We start from the raw sequence: 16,180 nt of genomic DNA on the forward strand, positions 1-16,180 counted from the left end.
TCACCGGACGCGCTTGAAGATCAACGACGTGTTCACGCCGCCGAACGCGAAGTTATTGCTCATCACGTAGTCGGCGTCGATCTCGCGCGGCGCGCCCATGATGTAGTCGAGCGGCGCGCAGGCCGGATCGACCTCGTGCAGATTCAGCGTCGGCGCGTAGCGATTGCGCTTCATCATTTCGATCGTCCACCACGCTTCGATCGCGCCGCACGCGCCGAGCGTATGGCCGATATAGCTCTTGAGCGAACTGATCGGCATGCGCGCGCCGAAGGTTTCCGCCGTGGCGTGGCTTTCGGCGATATCGCCGCGATCGGTCGAGGTGCCGTGCGCGTTCACGTAGGCAATCGCTTCGGGCGCGAGTTGCGCGTCGGCGAGCGCCTGGCGCATCGCGACCGCCATCGTCGCCGCCGTGGGCTGCGTGATATGCGCGCCATCGGAGTTGCAGCCGAAGCCCACGACTTCCGCGTGAATGCGCGCGCCGCGCGCCAGCGCGTGCTCGTACTCTTCGAGCACGAGCGTGGCCGCGCCCTCGCCCACCACGAGCCCGTCGCGCGCGGCGTCGAACGGACGCGGCGTGGATTGCGGATCATCGTTGCGCGTGCTGGTGGCGTAGAGCATGTCGAACACGGCCACGCCCGGCCCCGAGAGTTCTTCCGCGCCGCCCGCGAGCATCAGCGCCTGCTTGCCGCTCGCGATCATTTCATACGCGTAGCCGATGGCCTGGCTGCCCGAAGCGCACGCGCACGACGTCGGCACGATGCGGCCCTTCAGGTCCCAGAAGAGGCTCACGTTCACCGCCGTCGTGTGCGGCATCATCTGCACGTAGCTGTTCGACGTGACGTCGCTCATCGAGCCGGTTTCGAGCATCTTGCCGAACGCGCGCACGGGTTCCACCGAGCCCGCCGACGATCCGTACGCCACGCCCATGCGGCCGTCCTTGATCGACGCATCGTCGAGCAGGCCCGCGTCCGCGAGCGCGTACTCGCTCGCGCGCACCGCGTAGAGCGAGACCGGCCCCATCGAGCGCGTCTTCTTGCGCGGATAGTAGTCGGGCGTCTCGAACTTCGGCAGCGGTGACGCGAGGCGCGTATGCAGCGCCTCGATGTAATCCCAGTCGTGCACGCGCCGCACCGCATTCGCGCCGCGTTCGAGCGCGGCCTCCACCTGCTCCCAACGGTCGCCGAGCGCGGTCACGCCGCCCATGCCCGTCACCACGACGCGCTTCATCAGACCATGCCTCCGTTGACGCCGATGACCTGGCGCGTCACATAGGACGCCGCATCCGACATGAGGAAGCCGACCACCGAAGCGACTTCGGCGGGCTGGCCCACGCGGTTCATCGGCACGGCCTTGAGCGCGTGATCGAGCGGCACTTCGTCGAGCATGCCCGTATCGACGAGACCCGGCGCGACGCTGTTGACCGTGATGTTGCGCGTGGCGAGTTCGACCGCGAGCGCCTTGGTCGCGCCGATCAGGCCCGCCTTCGCGGCGCTGTAGTTCACCTGGCCGCGATTGCCCGTGACGCCCGACACCGACGCCACCGTGACGATGCGCCCGCCCTTGCGCGCGCGCACCATCGGCATGACGAGCGGATGCACGACGTTGTAGAAGGCGTCGAGGCCGGTTTCGAGCACGATGTCCCAGTCTTCGTCGGTCAGTGCGGGGAAGGCCGCGTCGCGCGTCACGCCCGCGCAGCAGACGATGCCGTAGTACGCGCCGTGCGCGGTCACGTCGGCTTCGAGCGCCGCGCGGCAGGCGGCGCGGTCGCGCACGTCGAATTGCAGCACGCCGGCCGAGCCGCCTTGCGCGGCGATGCCCGCCGTGACGGCTTGCGCTTCCTTCAGGCCCGTGCGGCAATGCACGGTGACGGCGAAGCCGTCGGCGGCCAGTTGATAGGCGATCGCGCGGCCAATGCCGCGGCTCGCGCCGGTCACGAGTACGCGCCGGTTCGGGGTCTGGCTCGGAGTCGGGCTCATGCTCGGGAGTTTTCCTCGATGAAAGTCTGAAAATCGTGCGGCTGATACACCTTGACCGTGGCCTCGGCGCACAGCACGCCTTCCTGTTCGATGGTGCAGCCGTAGGCGCCGTGGCCTTCGTCGCTGCGCAGCAGTTCGTTCACGCTCACGCGCAGCGACGCACCGGCCGCGAAGGTGTCGCGCAGCGCCGTGAAGCGGCGCGTGCCAAGCAGCACGCCAGGGCGCGCCGCCTTGCCCGCGCGCATCGACAGCAGGCCCACGTGGGCGGCAATGGCCTGCGCCATCAGTTCGATGCCGATCCATGCGGGCATCGCGCCCTGCGCGTCGGCGTACCACGCATCGGCGCGCACGCTGGCTTCGGCGCTCAGCGATTCGTCGCTGCACGCGCACACCGCGTCGAGCAGCAGCATCGTGCCGCGATGCGGGATGATCGATTCGATCGGCGGGAACGCTTCGGCGCCCGATGCGGAATTCAAGGCGACGGTCATCGTGCGAACACCAGCGAAGCGTTGCTGCCGCCGAACGCGAACGAATTGCTCATGACGTACTGGCTCCCCGTCCCCGCGCCGCGCGGCAGATAACGCTCCGACTCGACGAAATCAAGCGGCGGCAGTGACGCGTCGGCCTGACCGTCCCAGAGATGACGCGGCAGCGCGACGTCGTCGCGCGCGAGCGTCAGCCATGCGAGGCCCGCTTCGGTCGCGCCCGCCGCGCCGAGCGTGTGGCCCGTGAGCGGCTTGGTGCCGCTCGCGGCCACGCCGTCGGGGAACACGCGCGCCATCAGCTGCGCTTCCATCTGATCGTTCTTGATCGTCGCGGTGGCGTGCAGGTTGACGTAGCCGATCGCGCCCGCGCCGATGCCCGCGTCCGCGAGCGCCGCGCGCAACGCGATCTCGCCGCCCGCGCCCTGCGGATCGGGCGCGGAGATGTGATGCGCGTCGCTCGACTCGCCCGCGCCCGCGAAGCGCACCGGGCCTTCCTCGCGGCTCATCAGAAAGACCGCTGCGCCTTCGCCGATATTGATGCCGCGCCGGTTCGCGCTCATCGGATTGGTGCGCGCGGCGCTCGTCGATTCGAGCGACGCGAAGCCTTGCAGCGTGAGTTCGCAGAGCGTGTCGACGCCGCCGACCACCACCGCATCGCACAGCCGCGCACGCAACAGGCGGCGCGCCGCAACGAACGCTTTCGCGCTCGACGTGCAGGCCGTCGAAATCGTGAACGCGGGGCCGCCGAGGCCGAGCGCGGCCGCTGCGAACGGGGCCGCGGTGCCGATTTCCATCTGGCGATAGTCGAAAGGCGTCACGGCGGGTGCATCGCTGTCCGCATCGCTGCCTGCCTGCGCGAACGTCGCTTCCACCGCGCCGATGCCCGATGTACTCGTGCCCAGCACCACGCCGATGCGGCCCGCGCCGAAGCGCTCGCACGCGGCGTCGACGGCGGGCTGGATCTGCGCCAGCGCCGCGAGCAGCAGGCGGTTGTTGCGGCAGTCGTAGCTGGCGAGCGCGGCGGGCGGCGCAAAGCCGGGCTGCGCGAGCGGCGCGAGCACGCGGCCCGCGAACGCCTCGCCGATGCGCGTGCGGATCGTCCCCATGCCGGGCGCTTCTGCGCGTGCGAGTGCGGCGGCGATGGCGCTCACGTCGTCGCCGAGCGCGTTGACCATGCCGAGCGCGTGCAGATAAACCGGTCGGGCAGATTGAGAGGCGGGCCGCGCCATCAGTTCGTTCTCCGTGAATTCGAGGGCATGCCGACCGGCGCGAACAGGACCGACACCATGATGCCGAGCGACAGCGTCGCGCCGAAGCTCTTGAGCGCGGGCATCGAGGTCATCGCGAGCAGGCCGAACGAGAGCAGCGTCGTGGTCGCCGAGAGCAGCACGCCGGTCCAGACCGCGCCGGTATCGGCGTTCGCGCGCATCGCGCCTTCGCGCAGGAACACCGCGTAGTTCGCGCCCACGCCGAGCACGAGCATCAGCGCCAGCAGGTTGAATAGATTGATGCGCACGTGCGCGTAGCCGAACACGGCCAGCGTCACGCCGATCGCGAGCCACACGGGCAGCGCGACCGCGAACGCCGCGCGCCAGCCGTAACGCAGCGTCAGCAGCGCGAACACCAGCACGAGCGCGCCTGCGAGCCAGAGCGCGCCGTCCTCGCGATAGACGCCGAACAGATGCGAGACGCTCGCCGCCTTGTCGACGAAACTCACGCCGGGCAGCGTCGGAGCGAGCGCGCGCAAGGCGGGCTCGTTCGCGTTCGACACGCCCTGCGGGATCACGACCGTCGCGAAGGCGCCCGGTGTGCTCGCGGAGCGGCCGAGCCACAGGTGGCGGAACGGCTGCGACCACGGTTCGGCCAGCCATGCGTCCACGCTCAGCGTGCTGGAACCGGATCGCGCCCACGCGCGCGGCCACGCCTGCGCAACGTCGTCGCGAAAACCCGCCGCGCCCAGCATCGCGCCCAACGCGGCCGGATCGTTGAAGACGTGCGCGGCCAGCAAGGCGCGATCGGCGTCCTGCTGCTTGTCCGACGGCACGAACGACGTGACCGACTGCCAGCCGCTCACGGCCGCTGCGCCCGTGAGCGTGCCCAGCCGCGCGCACAGCGCTTCGGCGCGTTCGAGCACGGTTTCGGGCGACGCGCCGCGCACGACGAAGAACTGCGCGCTGTTGTCGACGCCCACCGCGTTGCTCACCACGCGCTCCTGCGCGACCAGCGAAGGATCGCGCTGGATCAGCAGATGGATGTCGTCGTCGCTGCGCAGTTGCAGCCAGCCTGGCGCCGCCACGACGCCCACCGCGAGCGCGACGAGCCACGCGCGACGTCCGCCGATCAGCGCCTGCCATTTCGCGAGCGTCACGGCGGCCACGGCGAACAGCGTGCGCGGACTGCGGCGCGCGGGGCGCGTCATGAGGCTCGGCAGCAGGCCGATCACCGAAGCAAACGCGATCAAGATGCCGACGATCGCGAAGCACGCGATCTGCTTGAGCGCCGGGAACGGCGCGAAGGTCAGGATGGCGTAGCCGAGTACGCTCGTGCCGAACGCCACCGCGAGCGCGGGCATCACTTCGCGCGCGCCGCGCCGCGCGTTCCAGTGCTCGCGCGCGCCCAGATAGACGACGAAATACTGAATCGAATAATCGACGGCCTCGCCAATCAGGCTCGCACCGAACACCAGCGTCAGCAGATGCAGCTTGCCGAAGATCAGCATGGTCGCCGCGAGCGCGCACAGAATGCCCAGCGCCGTCGAGACGAAACCGAGCGCAATGAGGCGCGGCGAGCGGAAGATCCAGAGCATCAGCAGCGCGATGCCGACCGCCGAGACGATGCCGATCACGTGCACGTCGCGCTCCGACGCGCGTCGCGCCGACTCCGCGTAGAACACCGCGCCCGTGCGCGCGACGCTGACGTCGGGCCATGCCGGCTTCAGCGCGCTTTCGCCTTGCGCGACGGCGTGCAGCACGTTTTGCTGCACCGACGATTCATACGCCGATCCCGTCAGCGTGCCGACCACCAGCACGCTCGTGGTCGCGCCGCGATGCGCGACCAGCAAGCCGTCCTCGACGGTCAGATTCGATGCGGCGAGCGGCAGGCCCGCGAGCCAGTGCTGAAGCCAGCCGAACGGATCGTCGGCGAGCGAAGTCGAGAGGCCCACGCCGGGCAGGCCGTAGAGGCGCTCGGTGAGCGCGCTGGACAGCGCGGCCGGGCCGCCCCTGGCGTTCGTCAAGCTCGCGCGATCCTCGGACGTGAGCAGGCCGAAGCGATACGGCAGATAGAAGCGCGCGATACGCCCGAGGTCGAACGGCGGAATGCGCGCGGTCACCGACGCGAACGCGTGACTCGCGCTCAGCGACGCGCCCAGTTGCAGCGCCGCCGCTTTCGCGTGCGCGTCGTTATCGCTGGACACGAGCAGCACGGCGCGATTGCCGAGCACGTTCGCGAGTTGATCGACGGCTTCTTCGGCGACGGGATCGGCCTCGGTGGCGGGCAGCAGCGCGAGCAGATTCGTCTGCAATGGCGACGGCCCCGCGAAACGCCAGCCGCAATAAAGCGCGGCGGCCACGGCGAGCAGCAGCCACGCGGCGCGCAGCGCCCAATGCCGCCACGCGCTGCGTGCGGTTCGTGTAGTGGATGCGGCACGAAGCTCCGGCGAATTCACTACGGCGTTCCGAACAGTTTCTGGTCGGCGGGCGCGAGTTCGCTCACGGGCGTGCTGCCGCTGAACGCGTACTGCGTGACGTCACCGTTCGCGAGCGTGATGCGCAGACCTTGCAGGAACTCGCCGCCGTCCATCTCGATGCCGCGCAACGCCTGCGCGATCTGCGGCTGACGCGGCACGAGGCGCATCTGCCAGCGCGCGGGCGTGCCGCGCGCCTGCACGTCGAATTGCGTGTAGAGCCCGCTCAGGTCGCCGCCCAGCATCGCGCGCATCATCTTCGCGATTTCAGCCGCGCCGCGCGCGCCCTGCGCGCCGCCGTTCGCGACGCGCTGACCGGTCGCGTCGAGCACGGTCATGCCGCTGTCGCTCATCACCCAGGTTTTTTTATAGGGCGCGTCGATTTGCCAGATCACGCCGCGATCGCGGAAAAACAGCAGCGATCCCGTGCTGACGAGCGGCGTCTTCAGCGCGGCGAGCGTCTGGGTCTGCGTGAAGTGCGAGCGCACGCCTTTCGTCTGCGCGAGGCGCGCGGCGATCTGCGAAACGAGTGCCGCGTCGGCGTCGCTTGCGCTTGCACTCGCGTTCGAAGCCGATGTCGCCGCCTGCACAGGCAAGCATACCGACTGAAGCGCGATCATCGCCGCGAACACCGCGCCGCGTATCAACGTGCCCATGCGCGCTCCAGTTTTTCGAACACGACCGGCGGCGAGACGAACTGCAATTCCTGCGTGGCGGCGTTCACCGCGACCTGAATCGTATAGCCCTTGGTGAGCCGCGCGCGCGTGGCGCAATCGAAGATTTCGTAGCCGATTTTCAGGCGGTTTTCGTGTTCGAGCAGATGCGCGCAGACCTCGATCTGCTGTCCGTAAATCGCCGGACGCACGTACTTCAGATGCGCCTCGACCACGGGCCACACATAGCCCGACGCCTGCATCTCGCGATAGTCGTAATCGAACTTGCGCAGCAGCGCCGCGCGGCCGAATTCGAAGTACTTCAGGTAGTGGCCGTGCCAGCAGACGTTCATCGCATCGACGTCGTGGAACGGCACTTCCACGGTCGCGCTCGCGCTCAATACGGCCTTGTCCGCCACGCTCATGCCGCGTCTCCTTCCTGTGCGCCGATGAATTCGCCCGCCGCGATCCGCGCCGTCATCGCGCGCAGTTCGTGTTCGAGCGCGCGGTCTTCGTCGACGAACGGCGACACCGCCGCCACGTCCGTCATGAACGCGCGCAGCGGCTCAGGAATCACGGTGCCCGCGTTGCCGCGCAGACGTAATTGCGCGGCCTGCACGGTCGCGAGCGCATGCGCCGCCGCGACCTGCTCGGTCAGTTGCAGCACGCGCAAACAATCGCGCGCCGCGATCGTGCCCATGCTCACCTTGTCCTGGTTGTGCGCCTCGGTGGAGCGCGAAAACACGCTCGCGGGCATCGTGTGCTTGAGCGCCTCCGCCGTCCACGCCGACGACGAAATCTGCACCGCCTTGAAGCCGTGATTGATCGCCGCGCGCGCCGCGCTCGCGCCCGTGAGATTGCGCGGCAGGCCGTTGTTGAACTTGTCGTCGACGAGCAGCGCAAGCTGGCGATCCATCAGATCGGCGAGATTCGCAACGGCGTTCTTCAGGCCGTCCATCGCGAACGCGATATGGCCGCCGTAGAAGTTGCCGCCGTGCAGCACGCGCTCGCCGTCGGGGTCGATCAGCGGATTGTCGTTGGCGCTGTTCAGTTCGTTTTCGATGTCGCGGCGCATCCAGGACAGCGCGTCGCCGAGCACGCCGATCACATGCGGCGCGCAGCGGATCGAATAGCGGTCCTGCAGGCGATGGCCCGGCGTGTCGGGACGCCCGGCGAGATCGGCGCGAATCCACGCGGCGGCCTCGCCTTGCCCGGCGTGCGGCTTGGCTTCGAAGATCAGCGGGTCGAAATGCGCGGCGCGGCCGTCGAGCGCGACCGTCGCGAGCGCCGTGAGGCGCGCGCTCAGGCGCGCCAGTTGCGCCGCGCGCGCGAACGCGAGACACGCGAGGCCGGTCATCACGGCCGTGCCGTTCATCAGCGCGAGCCCTTCCTTGGGCGCGAGCGTAAGCGGCGCGTGGCCGAGCGCCTGCCAGGCGTCGCGCGCCGTGCACGACGCGCCGCGAAACTGCACGTCGCGCTCGCCCGCCAGCGCCGCCGCCACGTACGACAGCGGCGTGAGGTCGCCGCTCGCGCCCACCGAGCCTTCGGCGGGAATACGCGGCAGCACGCGATGATTGATGAGATCGGCGAGACGTTCGAGCAGCACCGGACGCACGCCCGAGAGCCCATACGCCAGCGAATTCAGACGCGCGGCGATCACCGCGAGCGCCGACGCATCGTCGAGATACTCGCCCATGCCGCAGCCGTGATAGCGCGTGAGTTGCAGCGGCAGCGCCTCGACGAGCGCCATCGGCACGTCGACCACGCAGGCGTCGCCGTAACCCGTGTTGACGCCGTAGACCGTCGCGCCCGCGTCCAGATGGCGGCGCAGGAATTCCGCGCCGCGCGCGATGCGCGCGCGCCAGGCCGGGTCGTCGCTGAGCCGCACGGCAGCGCCTTCGCGCGCCACCGCCACCACGTCCTCGATCGTCAGACGGCGGCCGCCGATCACCACGTCGGCGGTCGCGGCCTGGACGCCGTTCAGGTCATGTTCGGCCATTCGTCTTCCTCGTATTCCCGCCTGGGCGCGCCCAGAAATCGTAAAAATTGAACCATTGATAAGGCGCCTTGCGGCAATAGTGTTCGAGGCGGCTCGCGAAGCGCTGCGCCCAGCCCGCGATGTGTTCCGCGCGGTCGCGTCGCGGCAGTTCGATGCGCTCGGCGAAGGGCTCGAAATAGAGCCGGTAGCCGCTGCGCTCCTTCAGGCAGAACAGCAGATAGACGGGACACGCGAGCGCGTGCGCGAGCACGTACGGCCCTTGCGCGAACGGCGCGGTTGCGCCGAGGAACTGCGCTTCGGTCAAGCGTCCGCTTTCGTGCGCGGGCGTGCGGTCGCCGACGATCACCAGCAGTTCGCCGCGCTCGATGCGCTCCTGCATCATCAGCGCGGTTTGCGGCCCGAAGTCGCTCACCGGCACCAGATGCTGCGTGAAATCGCGGTTCGCGCCCGCCAGCACGCTGTTGAAGCGCTTCGCGTGCTCGGTGTAGACGATCGCGGTCACGCGCGTCTGCGCGCCGCGCACGGCGAGCGCGCGCGCCATTTCCAGATTGCCGAGATGCGAGCCGATCACGAGCGCGCCGCGTCCGCTCGCGAGCAGCGCGTCGAGCGCGTGGGCGTCGTCGATCTCGACATCGGAGAAGTCCACGCGGCCGGTCCACGCGGCGAGCTTGTCGAAGCCCGACTGCGCGAACGCGAGCATGTGACGGTACGAGGTCACCCAGCCGGGGCGCGGCGTCGCGGGCTGCGGCACCGCTTGGGCGAGACGCGCGAAATAGCGGCGCGACGCCTCGCGCGCGGGGCGACCCGTGAGCAGGAAATACGCGACGATCGGATGCAGCCAGAGCGCCGTGAAGCGCCGCCCGAACAAACGGCAGCTCAGCGCGAGCAGACTCATGCCGAGACGGCTGCCGCGTTCGGCGCGACGCCACCAGGGCGCGGGCGCGCCGCTCGCAGCGCTCTCCATGCGACGGCGCGGCAAGACCTTGTGCGCGAGCAGCAGCGGCAGGCGCGCGAGCATGCCCGCGACGAGCCGCGTGTGGCTGCGGCTGATCCGCACGTTGTCCCAGAGCACGTCGAAATGCGAGACGCCGTCGGTCGCGTAAGTCACGGCAGTCGGGATCGACACGAACTCCACGCGCCGCCAGTACAGGCGCACCAGAATCTCGATGTCGAAGTCCATGCGCTCGGGCAGCTTCACGCTGTCGATCAGCGCGCAGGCGAGATCGAGCGGATAGAGCCGGAAGCCGCACATCGAATCGCGGATCGTGAAGGACAGCGTTTCGACCCACACCCACACGTGCGTCAGATAGCGGCCGTAGAGACGCGCCTTCGGCACGCTCTCGTCGTAGACGGGCTGGCCGAGCACGACCGCGCGCGGATTCGCGGCGGCGGCGGCGAGAAAGCGCGGCACGTCGGCGGCGTCGTGCTGGCCGTCGGCGTCGATCTGCAAGGCGTGCGTGTAGCCCGCGTCGCGCGCGGCGCGCAGCCCCGCCATCACCGCCGCGCCCTTGCCGCCGTTCACGGGCAGGCGCAGCAGCGTGAGCTGGCCCGCGTGGCGCTGCGCGAGCGCGGCGAGCACCTGCTGCGTGGCCTCGTCGCTGCCATCGTCGACGACGAACAGCGGCAGGCCGTGCACGACCAGATTCGCCACGGTGCCGCCAATCGCGTCCTTGTGGTTGTAGATCGGAATGACGACGCAGGCCGCGAGACTCATGCGGGCTCCCGGTACACGATGACGCCCGACGCGCAGTCGCGCTCGCCGAAGCGCCAGACGAACGCGATGCGGCGGCGCGCCGCGTCGTGCTTCAGCACGAGTTTCAGCAGCACGCCCGGCGGCACCGGCGCCATGAATTTCAGTTGCTCGACCGAGGCGAGCGCGCGTGCGCCCGGCACCCATTCGTCGGCGAAACGCAGCGCCCAGTCGACCTGCACGACGCCCGGCAGGATCGGCAAGCCCGGGAAGTGGCCCGCGAAATGCGCGAGCGTGTGCGGCACGCGCAATTCGAACGCGCGGGCGGGCGGCGTGGGCGCTTGTTCAGCATGTTCAGCATGTTCAGCGCTTTCCGTCTCGTCCCATTCCGCGAGCAATTCGAAGCCTTCCTCGCGTACGTCAAACGCCTCGGCGACGGCGCGCGCCTGAATCTTGCCGCGAGCATCGACCGGCAGCGCGCGGCGGATGCGCCAGTGGCGCGGCAGCACGACGGCGTCGAAATAGGCGGCGAGATGGCGGCGCAGCGCCTTGACGAGCGCGACGCGGCCTTCGAGGCGCAAGCGTTCGCGGCCCTGCGCCGAGAGCACGACGAGCGCGCCGATGCGCTGGCGCGTCGCGCCCGCGAGCGGCACGGTCCGCACGTCGGCGAGGTCGGGATGCAATAGCAGACGGCTGTCCATCTCGCCGAGCGAGACGCGCTTGCCGTCGAGCTTCAGCACGCGGTCGAGGCGGCCGCGCAGACGGAAGCGGCCCGCTTCGTCGAAGGCGGCCTGGTCGTCGGTGCGATGCCAGTCGTCGTGGCCGAGATGCGGCGAGCGCACTTCGAGCGCGCCGCCTTCTTCCGCCGCGCCCGCGCGCACGGCGATGCCGTGCAGGGGCGTCCACGCGTCGGTTTCGCTTTGGCGCCGCCACGCGATACCGCCCGTCTCCGTGCTGCCATAGATCTCCAGCGGCGCGGCGCCGAACGTCGCGGCATAACGCAGCGCGGCGTCGGCGGACAACGGGCCGCCCGACGAGAAGAACGCGCGCGGCGCGGGCGCAAGCGCGCTAAAGCCCGGCAGATCAGGCCAGCGCGAGAGCTGCGCGGGCGTCGAGACCACCACGGCCGCGCCGCATTGCGCGATACGCGCCTGCAATTGCGCGGGATCGGCGCAGGTCGCGCGGTCGAACGGCCGCCCCGCCGCCAGCGGCCAGAACACGCGGAACAGCAGCCCGTAGATATGGTGATGCGGCACGCTCGCGAGCACGGTCGCGTCGCCGACCCACGCGCCCCACTCGGCTTCGAGCGTGCGCACTTCGGCGTCGAATTGCGCGAGCGTCTTGTGGACCGGCTTCGGAGTGCCGCTGCTGCCCGAGGTGAACAGCGTGAGCGGCGCGTGGGCGTCGATGGCGGCGCTAGTGGCGCTTGTGGCAAGCGTCGCGATGCCAGGCGTAGCGTTGTCAGCACACTTCGCGGCGCACCACGCGGCGAGTTCGCCATCGTCGAGCATGGCGTCGTAATGGTCGCGCAGATCGGCGAGATAACCGGGCGCGGCATTGGCCGGGATCACCGGCACCTTGCCCGCCGCGAGCACGCCGAACAGCGCGCACGCGAAGACGTAAGGATCGTCGCTCCAGAGCGCGATGCGCTGGGCCTCGCGCTCGCGCAAACGCGCGGCGATACCCAGAGCCTGCGCCTGAAACGTCGAAAAGCGCGTGATGCCCGCGCCGTCGAGGCAGACCACGGCCTGCGGCTCGCGGCGCGACGCCGCGAGCAATGCGTGCAGCGCGATCACAGCGCCTCCTGTCGCGCCGCGCGCGGCAGCATGATCCATTTGCGCCATGCGATTTCGCCGACGATCAGAACACCGATGAGCCCATACGCGAGCGCGCCGTTATAGAGCGACCACAGCTTCGGCGGCCACGCGAAGGCCGTCCACGCGGAAAACGCGCCGTTCGCGGCGAAGAACGCACACCAGAGCTGCGTGACGCGGCGCGTGTAGCGCACGATGTGCGGAGGCGGTTCGGGATAGGTCCGCTGCGCGAACTTCTCGATCATCGACGGACCTTTGACGAGCGTCGCGCCAAACGCGACGAGCAGCCCGAGATTCACGCACGCCGGATACAGGCGCATGATCCGTTCGCTATTGGTGAACACGATCGCCACCGACGCCACGTTGAGCGTGATCGCCACGGCCCAGTCGACCGGCGTGAGCTTGCGCAGCTGCGCCGCGATCGCGCCCGTGCCGGCCACGCGTTGCAGCCAGAGCAGCGCGAGCAGCATCAGCCCGACGAGGCGCGGCGAATCCCAGCGCCACGCGCACAGGATCACGACCGGATACGCGAGATTGGCGAGCAGGCGCAGCTTGCCCGGCGCGCGCGTGGCGGCGGGCGCGAGCGGCCCGGCGGCGTGCGCGGAACGAACCGTCACGGGATGCCTCAGGCCTGGGTTGCGAGCAGCGACTCCACGGCGGCGATGACGTCGCCGACCGTGCGCACCGACTTGAACTCTTCCGGCTTGATACGGCGGCCCGTCATTTCCTGGAGCTTGATGGCGAGATCGACGGCGTCGATGCTGTCGAGATCCAGTTCTTCGAACAGATGCGCTTCAGGCGTGACGCGCGACGGCTCGATATCGAAGTTTTCCTGAAAGATCTCGCGGATACGTCCGAGAATTTCTGCGTCGTTCATGGTTCAATCCCCCTTGCCTGCAATAGCTTCCAGCGATGCGTTTTCGTTGCGATGACTCGCGACGAGCGCCGCGAGCGTGTTGATCGAACGAAACTGGCCGCGGACGTTTTCGTCGTCGGCGGCGATGGTCAGTTGATAGTGTTGGCGCAGCACGATGCCGATCTCCAGCGCGTCGATCGAATCGAGCCCCACGCCGTCGGTATCGAACAGCGGTGCGTCGTCGTCGATATCGGCGGGCGTGAGGTGCTCCAGATCGAGCGCCTCGATCAAGAGCTGCTTAATTTCCAGTTTTAAAGAATCCATAGTCGAACAGGTACTGGGTGATGTGCGCCTCGATGGCGCGCGTGACGTTGCGTGCTGCGAGCGCCGACGGCATCTCGCGCGGCGCGAGCCGCTCCACGCCGATAGGCGCCAGCACGTTCACGGTCATGCGGAAAGGCCGCTCCGGTACGTGATACCAGCGCATCTGCTTGGTGAAGGCGGGCGGGTCGCAATGCATCAGCACGGGCAGGATCGGCGCACCGGCCTCCAGCGCCGTGTGCGCGAAACCGCGCGAGAACGCATGCAGGCGGTTCGGTGCGGGGCTGCGCGAGCCTTCGGGAAAAATGATCATGCTGTAGCCGTTCGCGAGCTGGCGCGCGCAGTCTTCCACGAAGCCTTGCGGGTCGGCGTTGCTCACGTACTCGGCGGCGCGCACGATGCCCCAGAAGCACGGATTGCTCCAGTGCGCGTTCTTGACGACGCAGCAGGCCGACGGCATGAGTGCGAGCAGCACGACCACGTCGAGATAAGTGGGATGGTTCGCGACCACGATGGCAGGCGTGCCCGAGCGCAGCGCCGCGACGCCTTCGACGTCCAGCGTCATGACGCCCACGCGTTGCAGCGCGGCCACGAGCGCGCGGAAGAATGCGTGAATGATCGCCGACACCGCGCGTTGACGCGAAGCGCGATGCGGCCAGACGCACGCAACCGGAAACGCGACGAGCGAAAACAGCAGCCCGCACACGCCGAACATCGCGAAACTGAAGGCCGTGGCGAACAGGCGCCAGCCGTAGTTAAGCCGCGCCGACATGCCAGCTCCATTGCCATGTGCCGCCGCTGCCGTCCCACGCCGCGCTTTCGCGAGCGCTCAGGCAATGATGCAGCGCTTCGCTTTGCGTCGCGAATCTGCGCACCGATGCTTGATTGGGTGCTTGATTTGCCGCTTGATTGGACGTTTGAGCCTGCGCGCCGGCGTCCGGCGTGACGGAGCACGCGAGCCGGCCTTGCGCAGCCGCGCCCGCATCGAGCAGCAGCGCCAGCGCACCGCCCTGCACTTCGTGTTCGACCGCACCGTAGCGCGCGTCGGCAGGTTCGTCGGCGTAGATGACGAGAATGGGGCCGCCCGGCTCGTCCGCGTATTGCGCGTGCGCTTCGAGCAGCGCATAGCCAAGCGTTTCGGCGCCCGCCGACAAGGCCGTGGCCGCCGAGCGGTCGCCGCGCGCCATGCCGAACAGCCCCGACATCGCATTGAGCACCGAAAGACTGAACGCATTCGGCGAGACCGGCTTATTGGCTTCGATGTCGCGCAGAATATCGGTCGTGCGGCGCAGCTCGCCATGCCGCGAGGCAAACACCACCCGCACCGGCGTATGCGCGTCGACGCAATCGCCCGCCACTTTCAAGGCCATCCGGGAAAGCGAACTCAGCCGGCGGCGCATCATCGGATCGACGAATTCGACAGCAGGCGGGCTTTCCGAAACGGAAGACCAGAAGGACCACCGCGCAACGGGCAAGGTCCAGGCTAAATCAGGCATAGGAGATGGTGTCGGCGACACAAGCGAGTGTGTCGCGCCCCGAACGGTGTATGTTTATTGTTCCTGGCCCGCGTAGTCATGGCTCAGGATCTCGCGCACACTTTAACGGCATCTCATGCGCTTTATTTAGGGATAACGTTGAAATATTTTTGAATCCCACGACCTTAATCAATACTCACTTTCTAAATCAATGACTTAACAATGTTTTAGCATCGCCATGAAATCGACAACAGCAACGAGTCGAATCGCCGAAGCGATTCATCTCGCATAGGAAAAACCCGTGCATCACGCACGCGTTGATCTCACTTTTTCATCTCGATCGTTGCATTGGCAACGTTGTCGCTCTCCATCCGGCGCGTATTACGTTTGCGAAAGCGTTAAACCCTTCAATCCCCGTTAACCCTCTTTAAACCTGGAAGCGGCGACGAAAGTCGTAGAATGTCGGGCTCACGGCAAGGTTGCGCGTCTATGCGACCACCCTGTCCCTTTAGCCGCGCCGCTCGACCGGGCACGGCACGCTTGCATCGGCCATCTCATGCTCACCCTTTCCTCCGCCGCATTGATGGCGTCGGGCTGCGCGATCGTGCTGCTCATGCCCGGACCGACCAATACCCTGCTCGCCGCCGCCGGCCTGCGGCTGGGATTCCGTCGCGCCACGCATCTGACCGCCTTCGAACTGGCGGGCTATCTCGTCTCCATCACGCTGTGGGGCCTGTGCTTCACGCACGCTTCGCAATCGCTGAGCTGGCTGCCGAAAGTCCTGCGCATCGCCAGCAGCCTCTATCTCGCGTGGCTCGCGATTCGCCTGTGGCTCACGGCCAATACGATCGAAACATCGAGCGCCAAAGTGATCGGGCCGCGCATCTTGTTCAGCGCGACGGTGCTTAATCCCAAAGCCATTTTGTTTGCCGGTTCGATTTTTCCGCCCGAAGCCTTCGCGAAATTCGCCACGTGGATGGAAGCCATGGCGTTATTCGCCATTCTGCTGATTCCGATTGGCTGCGCGTGGATTGCGATTGGCGCCGCGCCGCGTGAAGGCCGTCTGCCGCATTTGCGTCCGGCGCTGATTCAGCGCTGTGCATCGGTTGTCGTCGCACTGTTTTCCGGTTCGCTAATCTGGACGCTCGCGCATTGATGGTTTGAATAACGGGCGCGAATCTGGCACGAATCCGCGCGTAAATCCGGTGCGTTCGGCTCGCGCGCGG

At 68.1% G+C, this 16,180-nt stretch carries 16 protein-coding genes; 1 reads left to right on the plus strand and 15 read right to left on the minus strand.

All coding sequences use genetic code 11. From position 1 onward, the window contains the following. Genes LDO54_RS25955 through LDO54_RS26025 form a run of 15 tightly spaced genes read right to left on the minus strand, consistent with a single transcriptional unit; the run spans nt 1 to nt 14,975 of the window. On the minus strand, nt 1-1,227 hold the full coding sequence (locus LDO54_RS25955; protein WP_224013530.1) for a beta-ketoacyl-ACP synthase: 1,227 nt from the start codon (nt 1,225-1,227) through the stop codon (nt 1-3). Continuing rightward, entirely contained in the window at nt 1,227-1,976 is a 750-nt protein-coding gene (locus tag LDO54_RS25960; RefSeq protein ID WP_224013531.1) for a 3-ketoacyl-ACP reductase FabG2, read from the minus strand. The genes LDO54_RS25955 and LDO54_RS25960 overlap by 1 nt, the downstream gene beginning before the upstream one ends. Further along, a complete protein-coding gene (locus LDO54_RS25965) occupies nt 1,973-2,464 on the minus strand; it encodes a hotdog family protein (RefSeq protein ID WP_224013532.1) in 492 nt (163 codons plus the stop codon). Before LDO54_RS25965 ends, LDO54_RS25960 begins: the two co-directional genes overlap by 4 nt. Further along, nucleotides 2,461-3,690: a beta-ketoacyl-ACP synthase gene (locus tag LDO54_RS25970; protein ID WP_224013533.1), complete on the minus strand. Its 1,230-nt coding sequence runs from the start codon at nt 3,688-3,690 to the stop codon at nt 2,461-2,463. Before LDO54_RS25970 ends, LDO54_RS25965 begins: the two co-directional genes overlap by 4 nt. Then, entirely contained in the window at nt 3,690-6,128 is a 2,439-nt protein-coding gene (locus LDO54_RS25975; protein ID WP_436975683.1) for an MMPL family transporter, read from the minus strand. Before LDO54_RS25975 ends, LDO54_RS25970 begins: the two co-directional genes overlap by 1 nt. Continuing rightward, a complete protein-coding gene (locus LDO54_RS25980) occupies nt 6,128-6,802 on the minus strand; it encodes an outer membrane lipoprotein carrier protein LolA (protein ID WP_224013534.1) in 675 nt (224 codons plus the stop codon). Before LDO54_RS25980 ends, LDO54_RS25975 begins: the two co-directional genes overlap by 1 nt. Beyond that, nucleotides 6,790-7,224: an acyl-CoA thioesterase gene (locus LDO54_RS25985; protein ID WP_224013535.1), complete on the minus strand. Its 435-nt coding sequence runs from the start codon at nt 7,222-7,224 to the stop codon at nt 6,790-6,792. The genes LDO54_RS25980 and LDO54_RS25985 overlap by 13 nt, the downstream gene beginning before the upstream one ends. Then, entirely contained in the window at nt 7,221-8,798 is a 1,578-nt protein-coding gene (locus LDO54_RS25990) for an HAL/PAL/TAL family ammonia-lyase (RefSeq protein WP_224013536.1), read from the minus strand. The genes LDO54_RS25985 and LDO54_RS25990 overlap by 4 nt, the downstream gene beginning before the upstream one ends. Then, complete coding sequence (locus LDO54_RS25995; RefSeq protein ID WP_224013537.1) at nt 8,785-10,512, minus strand: glycosyltransferase family 2 protein; 1,728 nt, start codon at nt 10,510-10,512, stop codon at nt 8,785-8,787. The genes LDO54_RS25990 and LDO54_RS25995 overlap by 14 nt, the downstream gene beginning before the upstream one ends. After that, complete coding sequence (locus tag LDO54_RS26000) at nt 10,509-12,284, minus strand: AMP-binding protein (protein ID WP_436975684.1); 1,776 nt, start codon at nt 12,282-12,284, stop codon at nt 10,509-10,511. Before LDO54_RS26000 ends, LDO54_RS25995 begins: the two co-directional genes overlap by 4 nt. Then, nucleotides 12,281-12,919 (minus strand): hypothetical protein, encoded by a 639-nt coding sequence (locus LDO54_RS26005; RefSeq protein ID WP_224013539.1) that lies wholly within the window; start codon nt 12,917-12,919, stop codon nt 12,281-12,283. The genes LDO54_RS26000 and LDO54_RS26005 overlap by 4 nt, the downstream gene beginning before the upstream one ends. A gap of 8 nt (nt 12,920-12,927) precedes the next feature. Beyond that, nucleotides 12,928-13,179 (minus strand): acyl carrier protein, encoded by a 252-nt coding sequence (locus tag LDO54_RS26010; protein ID WP_065060839.1) that lies wholly within the window; start codon nt 13,177-13,179, stop codon nt 12,928-12,930. Nucleotides 13,180-13,182: 3 nt separating this feature from the next. Then, on the minus strand, nt 13,183-13,482 hold the full coding sequence (locus LDO54_RS26015) for a phosphopantetheine-binding protein (RefSeq protein WP_224013540.1): 300 nt from the start codon (nt 13,480-13,482) through the stop codon (nt 13,183-13,185). Continuing rightward, complete coding sequence (locus LDO54_RS26020) at nt 13,457-14,251, minus strand: lysophospholipid acyltransferase family protein (protein WP_224013541.1); 795 nt, start codon at nt 14,249-14,251, stop codon at nt 13,457-13,459. Before LDO54_RS26020 ends, LDO54_RS26015 begins: the two co-directional genes overlap by 26 nt. Then, a complete protein-coding gene (locus tag LDO54_RS26025; protein WP_224013542.1) occupies nt 14,235-14,975 on the minus strand; it encodes a beta-ketoacyl synthase chain length factor in 741 nt (246 codons plus the stop codon). Before LDO54_RS26025 ends, LDO54_RS26020 begins: the two co-directional genes overlap by 17 nt. A gap of 535 nt (nt 14,976-15,510) precedes the next feature. Here LDO54_RS26025 and LDO54_RS26030 point away from each other — a divergent pair. Beyond that, nucleotides 15,511-16,110 (plus strand): LysE family translocator, encoded by a 600-nt coding sequence (locus LDO54_RS26030; RefSeq protein ID WP_224013543.1) that lies wholly within the window; start codon nt 15,511-15,513, stop codon nt 16,108-16,110. Nucleotides 16,111-16,180: the final 70 nt, after the last annotated feature.

The organism is Paraburkholderia tropica, from assembly GCF_914484835.1.
In the GTDB taxonomy this organism is placed as follows: Bacteria; Pseudomonadota; Gammaproteobacteria; order Burkholderiales; family Burkholderiaceae; genus Paraburkholderia; species Paraburkholderia tropica_A.

What these genes read in the sequence shown, in the direction of transcription:
- LDO54_RS25965 (WP_224013532.1), bottom strand. Translation starts at nt 2,464, where the DNA reads ATGACCGTCGCCTTGAATTCCGCATCGGGCGCCGAAGCGTTCCCGCCG.
- LDO54_RS25995 (WP_224013537.1), bottom strand. Translation starts at nt 10,512, where the DNA reads ATGAGTCTCGCGGCCTGCGTCGTCATTCCGATCTACAACCACAAGGAC.
- LDO54_RS25985 (WP_224013535.1), bottom strand. Translation starts at nt 7,224, where the DNA reads ATGAGCGTGGCGGACAAGGCCGTATTGAGCGCGAGCGCGACCGTGGAA.
- LDO54_RS26020 (WP_224013541.1), bottom strand. Translation starts at nt 14,251, where the DNA reads ATGTCGGCGCGGCTTAACTACGGCTGGCGCCTGTTCGCCACGGCCTTC.
- LDO54_RS25955 (WP_224013530.1), bottom strand. Translation starts at nt 1,227, where the DNA reads ATGAAGCGCGTCGTGGTGACGGGCATGGGCGGCGTGACCGCGCTCGGC.
- LDO54_RS25970 (WP_224013533.1), bottom strand. Translation starts at nt 3,690, where the DNA reads ATGGCGCGGCCCGCCTCTCAATCTGCCCGACCGGTTTATCTGCACGCG.
- LDO54_RS26015 (WP_224013540.1), bottom strand. Translation starts at nt 13,482, where the DNA reads ATGGATTCTTTAAAACTGGAAATTAAGCAGCTCTTGATCGAGGCGCTC.
- LDO54_RS26010 (WP_065060839.1), bottom strand. Translation starts at nt 13,179, where the DNA reads ATGAACGACGCAGAAATTCTCGGACGTATCCGCGAGATCTTTCAGGAA.
- LDO54_RS25960 (WP_224013531.1), bottom strand. Translation starts at nt 1,976, where the DNA reads ATGAGCCCGACTCCGAGCCAGACCCCGAACCGGCGCGTACTCGTGACC.
- LDO54_RS25980 (WP_224013534.1), bottom strand. Translation starts at nt 6,802, where the DNA reads ATGGGCACGTTGATACGCGGCGCGGTGTTCGCGGCGATGATCGCGCTT.
- LDO54_RS26025 (WP_224013542.1), bottom strand. Translation starts at nt 14,975, where the DNA reads ATGCCTGATTTAGCCTGGACCTTGCCCGTTGCGCGGTGGTCCTTCTGG.
- LDO54_RS26030 (WP_224013543.1), top strand. Translation starts at nt 15,511, where the DNA reads ATGCTCACCCTTTCCTCCGCCGCATTGATGGCGTCGGGCTGCGCGATC.
- LDO54_RS25990 (WP_224013536.1), bottom strand. Translation starts at nt 8,798, where the DNA reads ATGGCCGAACATGACCTGAACGGCGTCCAGGCCGCGACCGCCGACGTG.